The 14,008-nt window shown below is 61.7% G+C and carries 15 protein-coding genes; 1 reads left to right on the forward strand and 14 read right to left on the reverse strand.

Annotation, left to right across the window (positions count from 1 at the left end):
* Window positions 1–217 precede the first annotated feature (217 nt).
* The 13 genes from AAA069_RS02530 to AAA069_RS02590 all read right to left on the reverse strand — a co-directional run bounded on the left by AAA069_RS02530 (window position 218) and on the right by AAA069_RS02590 (window position 12,581).
* A complete protein-coding gene (locus AAA069_RS02530) occupies window positions 218–838 on the reverse strand; it encodes a histidine phosphatase family protein (protein ID WP_055309390.1) in 621 nt (206 codons plus the stop codon).
* Window positions 839–877: 39 nt separating this feature from the next.
* Window positions 878–2,032, reverse strand: a complete 1,155-nt coding sequence (locus tag AAA069_RS02535; RefSeq protein ID WP_349127468.1) for a cation diffusion facilitator family transporter — start codon at window positions 2,030–2,032, stop codon at window positions 878–880.
* Between the two features lie 150 nt (window positions 2,033–2,182).
* Window positions 2,183–3,397, reverse strand: coding sequence for a hypothetical protein (locus AAA069_RS02540; RefSeq protein WP_349127469.1), 1,215 nt, complete (start codon window positions 3,395–3,397; stop codon window positions 2,183–2,185).
* 40 nt (window positions 3,398–3,437) lie between these two features.
* Window positions 3,438–5,162, reverse strand: a complete 1,725-nt coding sequence (gene accD, locus AAA069_RS02545; RefSeq protein WP_349127470.1) for an acetyl-CoA carboxylase, carboxyltransferase subunit beta — start codon at window positions 5,160–5,162, stop codon at window positions 3,438–3,440.
* Window positions 5,149–6,492 (reverse strand): acetyl-CoA carboxylase biotin carboxylase subunit, encoded by a 1,344-nt coding sequence (locus AAA069_RS02550; protein WP_349127471.1) that lies wholly within the window; start codon window positions 6,490–6,492, stop codon window positions 5,149–5,151. The genes accD and AAA069_RS02550 overlap by 14 nt, the downstream gene beginning before the upstream one ends.
* A 10-nt stretch (window positions 6,493–6,502) precedes the next feature.
* A complete protein-coding gene (gene fabZ / locus AAA069_RS02555; protein WP_349127472.1) occupies window positions 6,503–6,925 on the reverse strand; it encodes a 3-hydroxyacyl-ACP dehydratase FabZ in 423 nt (140 codons plus the stop codon).
* Window positions 6,926–6,934: 9 nt separating this feature from the next.
* A complete protein-coding gene (gene accB, locus AAA069_RS02560; RefSeq protein ID WP_349127473.1) occupies window positions 6,935–7,378 on the reverse strand; it encodes an acetyl-CoA carboxylase biotin carboxyl carrier protein in 444 nt (147 codons plus the stop codon).
* A gap of 3 nt (window positions 7,379–7,381) precedes the next feature.
* Window positions 7,382–8,629 carry a beta-ketoacyl-ACP synthase II gene (fabF, locus tag AAA069_RS02565; protein ID WP_349127474.1) on the reverse strand — a complete coding sequence of 416 codons (1,248 nt, stop codon included), beginning with the start codon at window positions 8,627–8,629 and terminating at the stop codon, window positions 7,382–7,384.
* 39 nt (window positions 8,630–8,668) lie between these two features.
* Window positions 8,669–9,442, reverse strand: coding sequence for a 3-oxoacyl-[acyl-carrier-protein] reductase (gene fabG / locus AAA069_RS02570; protein ID WP_349127475.1), 774 nt, complete (start codon window positions 9,440–9,442; stop codon window positions 8,669–8,671).
* Window positions 9,443–9,472: 30 nt separating this feature from the next.
* Window positions 9,473–10,399, reverse strand: coding sequence for an ACP S-malonyltransferase (locus AAA069_RS02575; RefSeq protein ID WP_349127476.1), 927 nt, complete (start codon window positions 10,397–10,399; stop codon window positions 9,473–9,475).
* Complete coding sequence (fabK, locus tag AAA069_RS02580) at window positions 10,387–11,331, reverse strand: enoyl-[acyl-carrier-protein] reductase FabK (protein WP_349127477.1); 945 nt, start codon at window positions 11,329–11,331, stop codon at window positions 10,387–10,389. Before fabK ends, AAA069_RS02575 begins: the two co-directional genes overlap by 13 nt.
* 2 nt (window positions 11,332–11,333) lie before the next feature.
* Complete coding sequence (locus tag AAA069_RS02585) at window positions 11,334–11,570, reverse strand: acyl carrier protein (protein WP_006235019.1); 237 nt, start codon at window positions 11,568–11,570, stop codon at window positions 11,334–11,336.
* Window positions 11,571–11,621: 51 nt separating this feature from the next.
* A complete protein-coding gene (locus tag AAA069_RS02590) occupies window positions 11,622–12,581 on the reverse strand; it encodes a beta-ketoacyl-ACP synthase III (protein ID WP_349127478.1) in 960 nt (319 codons plus the stop codon).
* Window positions 12,582–12,757: 176 nt separating this feature from the next.
* Here AAA069_RS02590 and AAA069_RS02595 point away from each other — a divergent pair, with 176 nt between their 5' ends.
* The gene (locus tag AAA069_RS02595; RefSeq protein ID WP_117769351.1) at window positions 12,758–13,534 is read left to right on the forward strand and encodes a biotin--[acetyl-CoA-carboxylase] ligase; all 777 of its coding nucleotides are present in this window, start codon (window positions 12,758–12,760) and stop codon (window positions 13,532–13,534) included.
* 115 nt (window positions 13,535–13,649) lie between these two features.
* Here the strand turns inward: AAA069_RS02595 and rpsJ are convergent, their stop codons facing one another.
* Window positions 13,650–13,958, reverse strand: a complete 309-nt coding sequence (rpsJ, locus tag AAA069_RS02600; RefSeq protein WP_022094184.1) for a 30S ribosomal protein S10 — start codon at window positions 13,956–13,958, stop codon at window positions 13,650–13,652.
* Between the last annotated feature and the right edge of the window lie 50 nt (window positions 13,959–14,008).

Consider the following 14,008-nt stretch of genomic DNA (forward strand, 5'->3'; position numbering starts at 1 on the left):
AGGTAAAGTGCGTGGCACGTTCCCAGTGTGCGGCGGAGGGGGCGGGCCTGAGACATATTAAGGTTGCTGCTCTACAGTCCTGCTCACGACGGAGAGCACATTAAGTGCTCTCCTGTTCGTGCGGAACTCGCGACAACCTTAATATGTCTCAGGCCCGCCCCCTCCGCCGCACACTGGGAACGCCACGTTGATGTCTGCTTAACTCTGCTCGCTCAGGCTAATGACTTTGTTGAGGGTCCACAATTTGTTGCAAGGTGAACTTGCATTGGGGCGTATCGTCCTCTTCTCGCGCATCGTCAAAACCGAAGATCATGATGGCGCAGTTGGGGAGTTTTGTTGGGAGCTCAAAGCCCTCTGGGGCTGCGGCCTTGATAAATTGGCGGCTGGCGCTGCCGTGGCTTACTGCTAGGAGGGTTTCGATGCCCTCGGAGCCCATGAGATTGGTGAGGGCGCCTACCATGCGTTCTTGCAGTGCGCGGCTTCCTTCTCCTCCGAAGGGGACCAGGTCCTCGCCCGGATCCCAAACGTCGGTGGGCAGGGCGTCGTGGGGGCCTTCTTCGAAGGTGCCGTAGCTGCGCTCGATAATGCCTTCACAGGGCTCGACTGCGGCGTCCGGACCGAGGAGTTCGCATGCGACAAGACTTGCCGTGTCCATGGCTCGGCCTAAGGGTGATGAGACCACTTTGTCGGGGACGACGCTGTGGGCTTTGAGCCATGCGGCCGCTGCCCGTGCCTGCTGACGGCCCAGATCGGTGAGCGGTGAATCACAGCGACCCTGGACGAGCTTTTTGACGTTGAATTCCGTCTGGCCGTGGCGGAGTAGGTATAGGCGCTTCATGCTCTCCTCTTCTGTATAACTTGCTTTGCCGGCACAGCCCTACTCGTGGGTATGCCCTACGTAGTCTTCGTCGATCGTAATCTTGGCAATCGACTTGGGATATTCCGATTCGACCCGTTGTGCCAGCGCGTGCTTTAAGTCTTCGGCACTCATCTGCAGATCCGAGGGACGCACGCAGTCAAAGATCACGTTGGTGTGCGTGGGGCCCGGCACACAGCGCAAATCATGAATCGAAAGGCGGCTATCGATCTCTTGAGCCATAGCGTTGATGCGCAAGCGCATGCTCGCCACCTTTGGATCGTCGGTCACGATGGGGTCGTAGTGAAGTGTGACAATCATGCCGTCTTCGTTCCTAAACGACTGCTCGATGTTATCGAGCGTGTCGTGACTTTCCAGCGGGCTGGCCTCGGCTGCCATCTCGGCGTGAGCGCTTGCGAACTTCCTGCCCGGGCCGTAGTCGTGAACCATCAAATCGTGAACTCCCAAAACGCCGGGATAGCTCATGATCTTGTCTCGAATGTGCTTGACCAGCTTAGGATCGGGCGACTGACCCAAAAGCGGGCTCACCGTATCTTGAATAAGTTCAAAGCCGCTCCAGCCAATATAGGCGCCAACGGCAAGGCCAACCCATGCGTCAAGATTGATGTGCGTCACCTGCGAAACAATTGCACATGCCAGCACGGCGCCTGTGGCAAGAACATCGTTCTTGGAATCCTGGGCAGTCGCATGCAGTGTCTCGGACTCGATACGGTCGCCGAGCTTTTGGTTGAGCGCCGCCATCCACAGCTTAACAACCATCGAAAGCGCCAGGACTGCCACCAGGGCAAGCGAGAACTCGACAGGTTCGGGGTGGATGATACGCTCAAACGAGGACTTCACCAGTTCAAGGCCAATGAGAAGCACGAGCGCCGCCACGACCAGACCCGAGAGATACTCGTAGCGACCGTGGCCGTAAGGATGCTCGGGGTCGGCCGGCTTGCTCGCCAGCTTAAAGCCCAGCACGCTCACGATATTCGAGCTGGCATCGGACAGGTTGTTCATTGCGTCCGCCACGATCGAAACCGATCCCGACAGCACGCCAATTGCGCCCTTTGCAGCGCATAGTGCCACATTGGCGAGAATACACACCACGCCCGTCAACGTGCCCACGCGCGCACGGTCGCCCTGCGCACGCTTAACAATCCACTCGACCATCTACATCCGCCCCCACGGTACTATCTATATATCTATTGCTCAAACGGATTGTAGTGTAGCCACTTTGCCCCCTAGATACAAAAAGGCCGCAACCCACACGGGCCACGGCCTTGGAATGTGGCAAAGGAATTGTCCTTGTGTCGCACAGGTTTACGCGCTTGCTTCGGCCACGCTCTTCGAGGTTTCGGGCGAATCGACTCCGTCCCCCGTCGTCTGCCCCTTCGCCGGCACCACGCCAAAGCAGTAGCTCAGCGCCGCAGACACCGCAAATGCCACACCGCCGGCAGCACAGCACCACAGCAGGTTCGAGATGCCGCCCGTGGCAAAGCCAATGACCATGAGGACATTCGTCATGCCGATGGTATAGGCCGTAACGTGGCCCACGGCCGCAACAAGGCCTCCGACGGCGCCGCCAATGGCCATGCACGTCAGGCACCTGCCATATTTAAAGCCGCAACCGTACAGCGCCGGCTCGCTTACGCCGCCAAGCACGCCCGAGATTGAATAGCCCAGCATGAGCGCCTTCTCGTCCTTATCCGCAACGCGGAGCGACGCGCCAAAGGGCATGCCCCAAACCGCGAACGTTGCCATCGTCGCGGCGATCAGAATGCACGAATCCGTTCCCACACTCATAAACTGCGCATAGGCGAGCGATAGGACGACGTTGCTGACGCCCGCGATCTTTAGGAACTCCCAGCCCGCGGCAAGTCCCATGAGCGTGAGCAGCGACACAATGCCACCGGAATTGCCAAGCATAAACATAAGCTGGCCCAACAGCATGCCCAGATAGCTGCCCGCCGGCGCCGTAATACACAGCGAAACCGGAACCATAACGAGCATGGTCGCAAACGGAACGAACGAGAATGCCACGGCCTTAGGGATAACGCGCTGAAAGAAACACTCCACTCGCCATAGCGCGGGCACCGAGATGAGAACCGGAATAACAGTCGTCGTGTAATCGTTGACCGGCGCGGGAAGCAGACCATACACGGAAGTCATCGATGCCCCCGTCGTCGATGCGGCATCGACGAGCTGAAGCAGATCGGGCGCAATCAATACGCCGCCCAGCATCATGCCCAGCTGCTCCGAGCAACCGAGCTGGCGGGCGGCCGCCCAACCAAGATAAATGGGCAAAAAGTAGTAGCCGGCGTTATAGAGCCAACTGTAGAACAGGCGATAGATTTCGGAATCGGCAGACCACAGGCCCAGCATACCTTCGCCCATAATGACGGCAACGGTGCGGAACAACGCCGCGCAGACAATAAACGGCAGCGCCGACATCATGCTTTTGGACAGATAGTCCACCACGGCCATGGCGTTTGATGAAACCGTCGTTGTAAACGAGGTGTTAGAAACTTGTGACATGGAACGCCTTTCCCAATGTGACATGCGGGCTTTCCCTTTGTCACATCGTGCGGTACTGACCGATTGCGCGGTACTTTTCGTAGCGGAGGTTTGTGAGGGTCGCGTCGTCGAGTTGCCCAAGCGTATCGAAGGCATCAAATGCCGAGGACATGACGGCACCGGCGATCTCCTCATGCGACAGGCCCCTATCGTCAACGATGCCGTCGATGATGCCGAGTGCCAACAGATCGGGGGCCGTGAGCTTAAGCGCCTCGGCGGCCTCATTCGCGCGCTCGGTATCCTTCCACAGGATCGACGCACAGGCCTCGGGGCTCACGACCGAATAGGCCGAGCTCGAGAGCATCAGGATGCGGTCGGCCACGGATAGCGCCAGCGCGCCACCAGAGCCGCCCTCGCCTGTCACCACCGAGACAATCGGCGTCTTAAGGCCGCTCATCTCCATGAGATTCTGGGCAATCGCCTCGCCCTGGCCGCGCTCCTCGGCACCGATGCCGCAAAACGCGCCCGAAGTATCGACCAGGCACAGAACCGGTCGACCAAACTTTTCGGCCTGGCGCATCAGGCGACGCGCTTTGCGGTAGCCCTCGGGATGCGCCATGCCAAAGTTGCGGCGCATACGCTCTTTGGTCGTGGTGCCGCGCTCGATGGCGATGACCGTTACGGGGCGTCCGTCTTTCCAGCCAATGCCAGCCACCACAGCAGCGTCGTCGCCAAAGTAACGGTCGCCGTGCAGCTCCACAAATCCGTCCAAGCTCAGCGAGATCATCTCGCCTGCCGTGGCGCGATCTGCCGAGCGGGTCTGCTTGACAATCTCGAGCGCGGTTTTTGGTGCGGCCGAGCGCTTAAACAGGCGACCGAGCTTTTTGCCGCGGCGACCCGTATGCACAATCTCATGCGGTGCCCCCAGGCCGGGCGCGTGCCCTTCGTGCAGCGCCAGCAGCTCGCCTACCGTGAGCGCAATCTCGCCACGCGGAACAACGGCATCGCAAAAGCCGTGCTCCAGCAAAAACTCGGAGCGCTGGAATCCCTTGGGCAGGCGCTTGTGCATGTTCTGCTCGATCACGCGCGGACCGGCAAACGCCGTCAGGGCATCGGGCTCAGCCAGGATAATATCGCCCTCCATGGCAAAGCTCGCGGTTACGCCTCCGGTCGTGGGGTCGGTGAGCACCGTGATATACAGGCCGCCCGCCTCGCTGTGGCGCCTAACCGCCGCAGAAATCTTGGCCATCTGCATAAGCGATGTCACGCCCTCTTGCATGCGCGCACCGCCCGAAACGGTAAAGCCGACAACCGGCAATCCCAGCTCGGTCGCATGCTCAAATGTGCGACAGATCTTCTCGCCCACCACGGAACCCATCGAGCCCATCATAAAGTTGGCGTCCATAAAGAAGAGCGCCGTATCGCAACCGCAGATTTTGCCTCTGCCGCACACAACGGCATCGCGCTCGCCCGAACGCTCGCTCACGCTCTTGAGCTTGTCGGCATAACCGGGAAACGAGAGGAAGTCCTCCGACGCCAGATTGGCATCCCATTCCTCAAACGTGCCCTCGTCGACCGTCATGCGCATGCGCGCGCGACCGCTCACGCGAAAGTGTTTGCCGCAACGAGGGCAGACCTCGAGGTTGTCGTGTAGGCGTGCCTCATCGATCACGCGGCGGCACTCCGGGCACTTGATAAACACGTGGCGCGCGGGAAACTCGGCGCACGACTCGGTCATCGGTCCCTCGAGGACGTTGACCGTCTTCGCTTTTCTATTCATCAGCATAGAGATGCCCCATCAGATCGGTGTGATACATGCCCGACAAGAACTCGTCGTTTGCCAGCACGTCGAGCTGAAGCTCGCTGTTTTCGCTCACGCCCTCAATCACGAGCTCGCCCAGGGCCGAGCGCATCTTGCGAATGGCGCCGTCACGCGTGGGCGCACACACGATGAGCTTGCCAAGCATGGAGTCGTAGTACGGCGGAACGTTCGCACCGGTAAACATGGCGGAATCCCAGCGCACGCGCGGACCACCCGGCACACGCAACGCGGTGACCGTTCCGCATGACGGCAGAAAGTCCGGCGTTTCGGCATTGATGCGGCACTCCATGGCGTGGTTGCGGACCGGCATATCCTCCTGCTCAAAGGGCAGAGGCTGGCCGGCTGCCACGCGCAGCTGCCACTTGACCAAGTCGGTATCGGTCACAAACTCCGTAACCGGATGCTCCACCTGCAAGCGCGTGTTCATTTCCATAAAGTAGAAATTGCCGTCGTCCGAATACAGAAACTCGATGGTACCGGCTCCTTCGTAGCCGACGGCACGAGCCAGGTCACGCGCTGCCTTGTGCATGCGAGCACGAATGTCGTCGTGTCCGTCGAGGCACGGCGCGGGGCTCTCCTCGATCAGCTTTTGGTTGCGACGCTGCACCGAGCACTCGCGCTCGCCAAGCGAAAACACATGGCCCTGCTTATCGGCCATAATCTGCACCTCAACGTGGTGCGCCGGCGCGACGAACTTCTCCATGTAGCACTCGCCGTCGCCAAAAACGGCCTCGCCCTCGGCGCGTGCTTCAGTAAAGGCCTTTGCCGCGTCTTCCACGCGCTCGACCTTGCGAATACCGCGACCGCCGCCACCTGCACGCGCCTTGATGAGCACGGGGCAGCCAATGCGCTCGGCCTCGGCCGTCGCCTCCTCGGGGCTTTTGAGCAAATCGCAGCCCGGCACGATGGGCACGCCCGCCGCGGCGGCCGTTCGACGCGCGGCGTCCTTGTCGCCCATGCTGTCGATCACCCCGGCCGAAGGACCGACAAACGCCAGGCCATACTTGTCGCAGTCGCGCACGAAGCTCGCCTTCTCGGAGAAAAAGCCATAGCCGGGATGAATTGCCTTAGCTCCCGACTTTACGGCACAGGTGAGCACGGCATCGTCGTTGAGGTAGCTCTCGGCAAGACGCGGGCCGCCGATGCAATATGCCTCGTCGGCAAGCTGCACGTGCAGCGCGTCCGCATCGGCCGTGGAATAAACGGCGACGGTCTTGATGCCCATATCGCGGCACGCGCGGATAACACGGACCGCGACTTCGCCGCGGTTGGCGATGAGCACTTTGTCGAACATGAAGCCTTCCTTAACTTTCGTGCATGAGTGCAAAAGACATATCGGCGCGACAGCAAACCTCACCGTTGACGCTCGCAGTACCCGTCGCAAAGCGGAACGGCCCGCGCGCACGCGTGATGGAGCACACCAGATCCACCGTGTCGCCCGGGCGCACCGGACGCTTAAAGCGCGCCTTGTCCAGACTCGTGTAGAACGGCGTCGCGCCGCGCGCCTCCTCATCGCCCATCAGTAGCACGCAACAGTTTTGGGCGAGCATCTCGCACTGAATCACGCCGGGGACGACCGGGTTTCCCGGAAAATGCCCCTGCAAAAAGTACTCGTCGCCCGTAATCGTGATCTTGCCGTGGGCCTCGTCGCCCACCAGCTCGGCTTCGTCGAGCAAAAGCATCGGTTCGCGATGCGGCAACAGCTTCTTGAGCTCTTCTTTGTTCATGGACATCACCTATCCGATCCTCATAAGGCAGCTGCCAAACTCCACGAGGTCGCCGTCGGCCACGCAGATCTCGAGCACCTCGCCGTCTGCCTCGGCCGTCACCTCGTTGAGAACCTTCATGGCCTCGATGATGCAGAGGGTCTCACCGGCCTTGACCTTGGAGCCCACGTGCACAAACGGCTCGTCGCCCGGCGCCGGGGCAGCATAGAAAACGCCGACCATGGGAGCGGTCACCTCGCTGCCCTTAGGCTCCGGTGCGGCGGCAGGCATGGCGACAGGAGCCACCGCCGGAGCAGTCACGGCACCCGGCATAGGCATGGGCACGGCAACCGGCTGCGCGGCGCTCGCGCGCTCGAGTTCGACCGCGGTGCCATCGGGCTCCTCAACGCGTACGCGCGTGAGGCCGCGGTCCTCCATAACATCGGCTATCTCGGCAAGTCTTTTGGAATCCATGCTCTAGCTCCTCGTATATCTACGCAGCGCGATGGCGGCGTTGTGTCCGCCAAAGCCCAGGTTGGTCGAAAGCGCCCAGGTAAGGTCGGCGCGAACCGCGCGATTGGGCGTGTAGTCAAGATCGCAGGCGGGATCGGGCGTGTGGTAGTTAATGGTCGGAGGCACCACGCCCTGCTCGAGCGCCATGGCACAGGCCATGACCTCGATGGCACCCGTGGCACCGATCATGTGGCCGGTCATCGACTTGGTCGACGAGACGTGCGCGGCGCGCGCCGCGTCCTCGCCGAGCGCTCGCTTGATGCCCGCCGTCTCGGACGAATCGTTGAGCTTGGTCGAGGTACCGTGGGCATTGATGTAGAGACCCTCGGAAGGCTTGACGTCACCCTCGGCAACCGCCAGCGATATCGCGCGGGCAATGCCGGCAGCCTCGGGATCGGGGCTCGTGATGTGATAGGCATCATCGGTGTTGCCGTAGCCCACGACCTCGGCATAAATGTGCGCACCGCGCGCCTGCGCATGTTCCATGCTCTCGAGCACGAGCACGCAGGCGCCCTCGCCCATCACAAAGCCGTCGCGGTCTGCATCGAACGGACGGCAGGCCGTCGCGGGATCGGGGTTGGTGGTCAATGCGCGGCAGGACGTAAAGCCCGCAACGGCATCGGGGATAATTGCGGCCTCGGCGCCGCCGGCGAGGATCGCGTCGGCATAGCCGTGCTTGATGGCGCGGAACGCCTCGCCCACCGCATGGGCCGAGGTTGCGCACGCGGTCACCACGGGCAGGGTCGGGCCCTTTGCCTTGTGGCGGATTGCGATATTGCCCGATGCCATGTTGGGGATCATCATCGCGATCATATAGGGCGATGCGCGGCGGGGCCCACGTTCGGCAATCGTATGGACGTTGTCGACGAGCGTCGTCATGCCGCCCACGCCCGAGCCCACGTAGACGCCCAGGCGCTCGCGATCGATGGCGCCTTCGACATCAAAGCCCGCATCGTGCATGGCTTCGTCCGAAGCCGCCATCGCAAACTGAACGCAGGGGTCGAGATGCTTGGCGTCACGCTTGCCAAAGTACTCGTTGCCGTCAAAGCCCTTGACCTCGGCTGCCACCTTGACGGCAAACGCATCGGTATCGAAGTGCGTGATCGGGCCGATGCCGCACGTGCCGGCGCACATGGCCGCCCAGGTGGCAAGCGCGGTGTTGCCGAGCGGCGACACGGCACCGATGCCGGTGATTGCAACTCTCTGTTCCATCATGGTCTCCTCATTCAAGCCGTTGTTCGGCCCTGGTTTCTACATCGCCATTCCGCCGTCGACGCGCACGACCTCGCCCGTAATGTAGGCAGCCGCATCACTCGCCAAAAAGCGCACCACGCCGGCCACTTCCTCGGGACGCGCCATGCGCCTCAGGGGAATCTGCTCCTCGCACGCCGCACGCACCTTATCCGATAGCTTTGCCGTCATATCGGTCTCGACAAACCCGGGTGCGACCGCGTTCACTCGTACGCCGCGGGGCGCAAGCTCGCGCGCCACCGCCTTGGTCAGGCCGATCACGCCCGCCTTGGAGGCAGCGTAGTTGGCCTGCCCGGCATTGCCCATCAGGCCCACAACCGAGCTCATGTTGACGACGCAGCCGCCGCGCTGGCGCATAAAGGTCTTGGTGAGCGCGCGCGTCGTGTTAAACGTTCCTTTAAGATTGACATCGAGCACGCGATCGAAGGCGTCATCGCCCATGCGCATGAGCAGGCCATCGCGGGTGATGCCAGCGTTGTTGACGAGCGCCCAAATGGAGCCAAAGTCGTTGAGGACCGCTTCCACGCACGCGTTGACGGCAGCGGGGTCGGCCACGTCACATTGATATGAGCGCGCCGTGGCGCCAGCCGCCTCGCAGGCGTCGCACGTCTCACGCGCCGCATCGACGCTGCCGACATAGACGACGGCGATATCGTAGCCATCCTCCGCCAGACCGATAGCGCAGGCGCGGCCGATACCCCGCGAGCCGCCCGTGACCAGTGCCACGCGACGTGAGTCGTTGCGCTCGAGCGCGCCATTGTTCAAGTTGCCCATGTCATTCCTTTCGGGTTACAGCCCTGTGGACTATGCGAGCTCGTCGGCAATAGCTGCGACCTGCTCGGCCGTCTCGCACGAATACACACGAACGTCGCTCAGCGTACGCTTGACCAGGCCCGACAGCGTTTTGCCAGGGCCGACCTCAATAAACGTGTCGATGCGCTGCTCCTGCAGAGTGTGCAGCGTGTCGACCCAGCGCACGGCATGGCTCACCTGGTTGGCCAAGACATCCGATGCCGCTCGCGGGTCCGCCGGATAGGGCGCCGCCGTCATGTTTGCCATGACCGGAATCAGCAGCGGAGACGGCGCGTGGCCGAATTGGATATACGTCGCCAGCCCCTCTGTCGCCTCGGCCATATAGGGGCTATGAAATGCACCCGACACCGCGACCTTCATGGCGCGGCCGCCAGCCTCTTTTACTAGGACGTCGAGGGTCTGCAGCGCATCGGGCGCTCCGGCCACAACCGTCTGCTGGGGACTGTTGTAGTTGACCGGCCAGCAGTCCTCGCCGGCCTGCGCAGCCAGGTTCTCGACTTGCGCAGCATCAAGTTTGATGACGGCGCGCATGCCGCCGGGGTGACGCTCGGCCGCCGTGGCCATCAATGCCGCGCGCTCACACACGAGCTCAAAACCCGCTCGCGTATCGAATGCCCCCGCAAAGGTGAGTGCAGCGACCTCGCCCAGCGAGAATCCCGCACAGGCGGCAGGCACCACGCCGCGCTCGCGCAGGGCGACGGCGACAGCCAAGTCGTGCACGAACACGCAAGGCTGCGTGTTCTCGGTCTGCGAGAGCTCCTCCTTGGAGGCACTCCGGCACTGCTCGCTGGTCCCCGGGCGCACCTCGTCGGCAATGGTGAACACCTCGGCGGCCGCCGGCGATGTCTCGATCAGGTCGACGCCCATCGCGGGGTGTTGGGCACCCTGGCCGGCAAACAGAAACGCTACGCTACCCATGCGCACGCACCCTTCAGGACGCGCTCGGCGCCATCGACCAGGTCGTCAACGATTTCGCGTGCGCTCTGGCGCTCGTTGACCATGCCGGCAATCTGTCCACACAAAAACGAACCCTCTTCGTAGTTGCCGTCCTTGGCGGCCTTACGCAGCGCACCGGTTCCCATAGCACCGAGCTCCTCGGCACTCGCGCCGGAACCCTCGCTCTTGGCGTAGGCGTTGGTGAAGGGGCTCTTGAGGGCGCGCACCGGATGTCCCGTCGAGCGACCAGTCGCACGCGTCGAAGTGTCGTTGGCCTTCAGGACCATCTCCTTGTACTGCTCCGATACGGTACACTCGTCTGCGACCAGAAAGCGCGTACCCACCTGCACGCCTGCGGCGCCCAGCATAAAGGCGGCCGCCACGCCGCGGCCGTCGGCAATACCGCCGGCGGCCACAACGGGAATGTCGACCGCATCGACGACCTGCGGCACCAGTGCCATCGTCGAGGTCTCGCCAATATGGCCGCCCGATTCGGTACCCTCGGCAACAACCGCCGTGGCTCCACGACGTGCCACGAGGCGCGCCAGCGCCACCGAGGCAACGACCGGGATGACCTTGATGCTCGCCTCGTTCCACGCCTTCATGTACTTGGCGGGATTGCCGGCGCCCGTCACGACGACCGGCACTCGCTCGTCAATCACGACCTGTGCAACCTCGTCGGCAAACGGGCTCATGAGCATGACGTTGACGCCAAAGGGCTTATCCGTCTTGGCGCGCAGCTCATGAATCTGGTCGCGAAGCCAGTTGGCGTCGGCGTTCATGGCCGCGATGATGCCTAAGCCACCCGCCTCGGACACTGCGGACGCCAGCGAGGCATCGGCAATCCAGGCCATACCGCCCTGGAACACGGGCTTTTCGATGCCGAGCAGATCGCAGAGAGGAGTCTTGAGCATCTCTACTTCTCCAATGCCGCCTCGACCGTATCGGCGAACTCGCCGACCGTCTTGGGGTTCTCCTCGGTATCGAGCTGGATGCCAAACTCGTCCTCGACGGCAACGAGGATCTCGACGGTGCCCAGGCTGTCGAGACCAATCTCCTCGAGCGTGGACTCGGGCTTCATCTCGACATCGTCAAGACCGGCGGTCTCGCGGATAACGTCGCAAACGCGCTCGAAGGTCTTCTGATCTGCCATGGTAGTTCTCCTTTGGTTGTGCCCTAGGGCGTTTTTATTTCCTATGTGCGACTACTTCCAACGAAGCAGATAGCCACCTATATCCAGACCGGCGCCAAATCCAACCAAGGCGATGGTGTCGCCTGTGTGAAGTGCACCGGCGTTTGCCAGCCGGTCGAGGGCAAGCGGAATGCATGCGCTCGAAATGTTGCCGGTCTCGCGCAACGTGCGAACCACGCGCTCGTCCGGCACGCCCAGGCGCTTGACCGCCTGGCTCAGGATTCGTTCGTTAGCCTGATGGAATACAAAATGATCGATGTCTTCGACCAAAATGCCCGCATCGATCGCAAGCTTATGGACCGTGTCGCAGATGGCATTGACGCCAAACTTGAAGACGCGACGGCCGTTCATGGACAGCACACTCTCGCCATCTGCGGAGGCCTTAAACGGCGAGGTGCCGACCAGTCCGGGAACGCGCAACGTCTCGACGTCGGGCGCCGTCGAAAGCTCAACAGCAAGGGGATTCTCTCCCCCAGCCTCTATGACCGCAGCACCCGCGCCATCGCCAAAGAGCACGCACGTGGCACGGTCGGTCCAATCGAGCGCGCGCGTCATCTGCTCGGCGGCAACGACCAGCACGTGCTTGGCGCGACCGCGGGCGATATAGCCCTCGGCGACATCGAGCGCAAATACGAAGCCGGCACAAGCCGCCGAAACGTCGAAGGCCTGACATGTGGCACCCAGGCGCTCAGCAACGGCGCACGCTTCGGCAGGAACGAGATGATCGCCCGTCGTCGTCGAGCAGACGATAAGATCCAGCTGGCTCGCATCGATTCCGGACGTCTGGAGCGCTTGCTCGCTCGCTGCCACGGCAAGGTCGTCGAGCGACTCGGTGGTGCACACATGGCGGCTCTTGATCCCCGTGCGGGTAAAAATCCACTCATCCGAGGTATCGAGGAACTCGGACAGCTCGTCATTGGAAACGCTGCGCTCGGGAAGCGCCGAGCCTGTTCCAAGAATCGTGAAACCCATCACTAACCTCCTTTGGATTGTTGACGTGTTTACATCGACCAAGAGAGGATAGCGCATTTCAGTCGTTGTTGACGTGTTAACATTAAATTGTCCAATTGCGACAAAGGCTTCACATTGTGTCTATCTCTCGACACCATTGCGCGATTGCCTTATTAACTTAGGAGGTAGCAGCTGTTATGGATTCTCGTTTAACGATAGTCGACGTAACCGGATCGACCAACGATGACCTGCTCGAAGCAGGAAAACAGGGAGAGCCGCACGGCACGGGACTTGCCGCCCGGACTCAGACGGCAGGACGCGGCCGGCGCGGCCACAAGTGGGATTCAACCGCCGGCAACCTATTGCTTTCGATTGTCCTGCGTCCATGCGTTAATCCTGCAAAGTACTCTGGTCTTGCCGCCATCAGCGGCTTAGCGGTGCTCGAGGCGCTCGAAAAGCAGGGTCTTGCAAACGAGATTGGCCTCAAATGGCCCAACGACCTGGTCGCGCGAGGACGCAAGCTCGGCGGCATTCTGGTCGAGGCCGCACGCGATAACGAAGGCAAACCTTTCGCCGTCTGCGGCATTGGCGTCAACGTAAACTACACGCCCCAAGAGGTGCCCGATGGCGGCCTGGCGGCAATTGGCCTCTCGGATCTCAACGAGAACGTTCCCGCCGTCGACATGCTCCTCGATGAGGTCTATCACGCAGTTATAGACGCTGTAGATGCCTGGGCAGAGCGCCTCACCGCCAAGGAAGAAGACGCCGGTCCGCTCGCGCCCGTCCACGATGAATATATCGCTCACCTCAATTGGATCGGGGAGCACGTTATCGCCCGCTCCCCCGCTGGGGACGAGCTGGCGCGTGGCATCTTTCAAACGGTCGATGGCTTTGGTCGCGCGTGCATCGAAACGGAAGACGGCTTTCGATCCTTCCATTTTGAGGAGGCATCGCTGCGTCCCTTGAGCGAATAGGGCGCCGCAACCACCTACTCGGCAGCATTACCCCACAGTCCAAACCATCATTCAAAACAAAAGGGCCCCGCTGCCGTAGCGGCAGCGGGGCCCTTTGAGCTATGAGCGATATCGCTTAGAGCTTGATGTCGATGTCGACGCCAGCGGGGAGGTCGAGACGCATGAGCGAATCAACGGTGCCCGAGGTGGGGTCGAGGATGTCGATGAGGCGCTTGTGGGTGCGCATCTCGAACTGCTCACGGGAGTCCTTGTTCACGTGCGGCGAGCGGATAACCGTGTACAGGTTGCGCTCGGTGGGCAGGGGGACAGGACCGGAAACGCGAGCGCCGGTCTTCTGAGCGGTCTCGACGATGAGCTTCGCGGACTGATCGACGACCTCGTGATCATAGCCCTTGAGGCGAATGCGGATCTTCTGGGTAGCCAACTTAAACCTCCAAAGAGTGCGAGAGATGTTCTCGCGGATTACGTAACAGG

The sequence above is a fragment of the Collinsella sp. CLA-SR-H006 genome, from assembly GCF_040097075.1.
GTDB lineage: Bacteria > Actinomycetota > Coriobacteriia > Coriobacteriales > Coriobacteriaceae > Collinsella.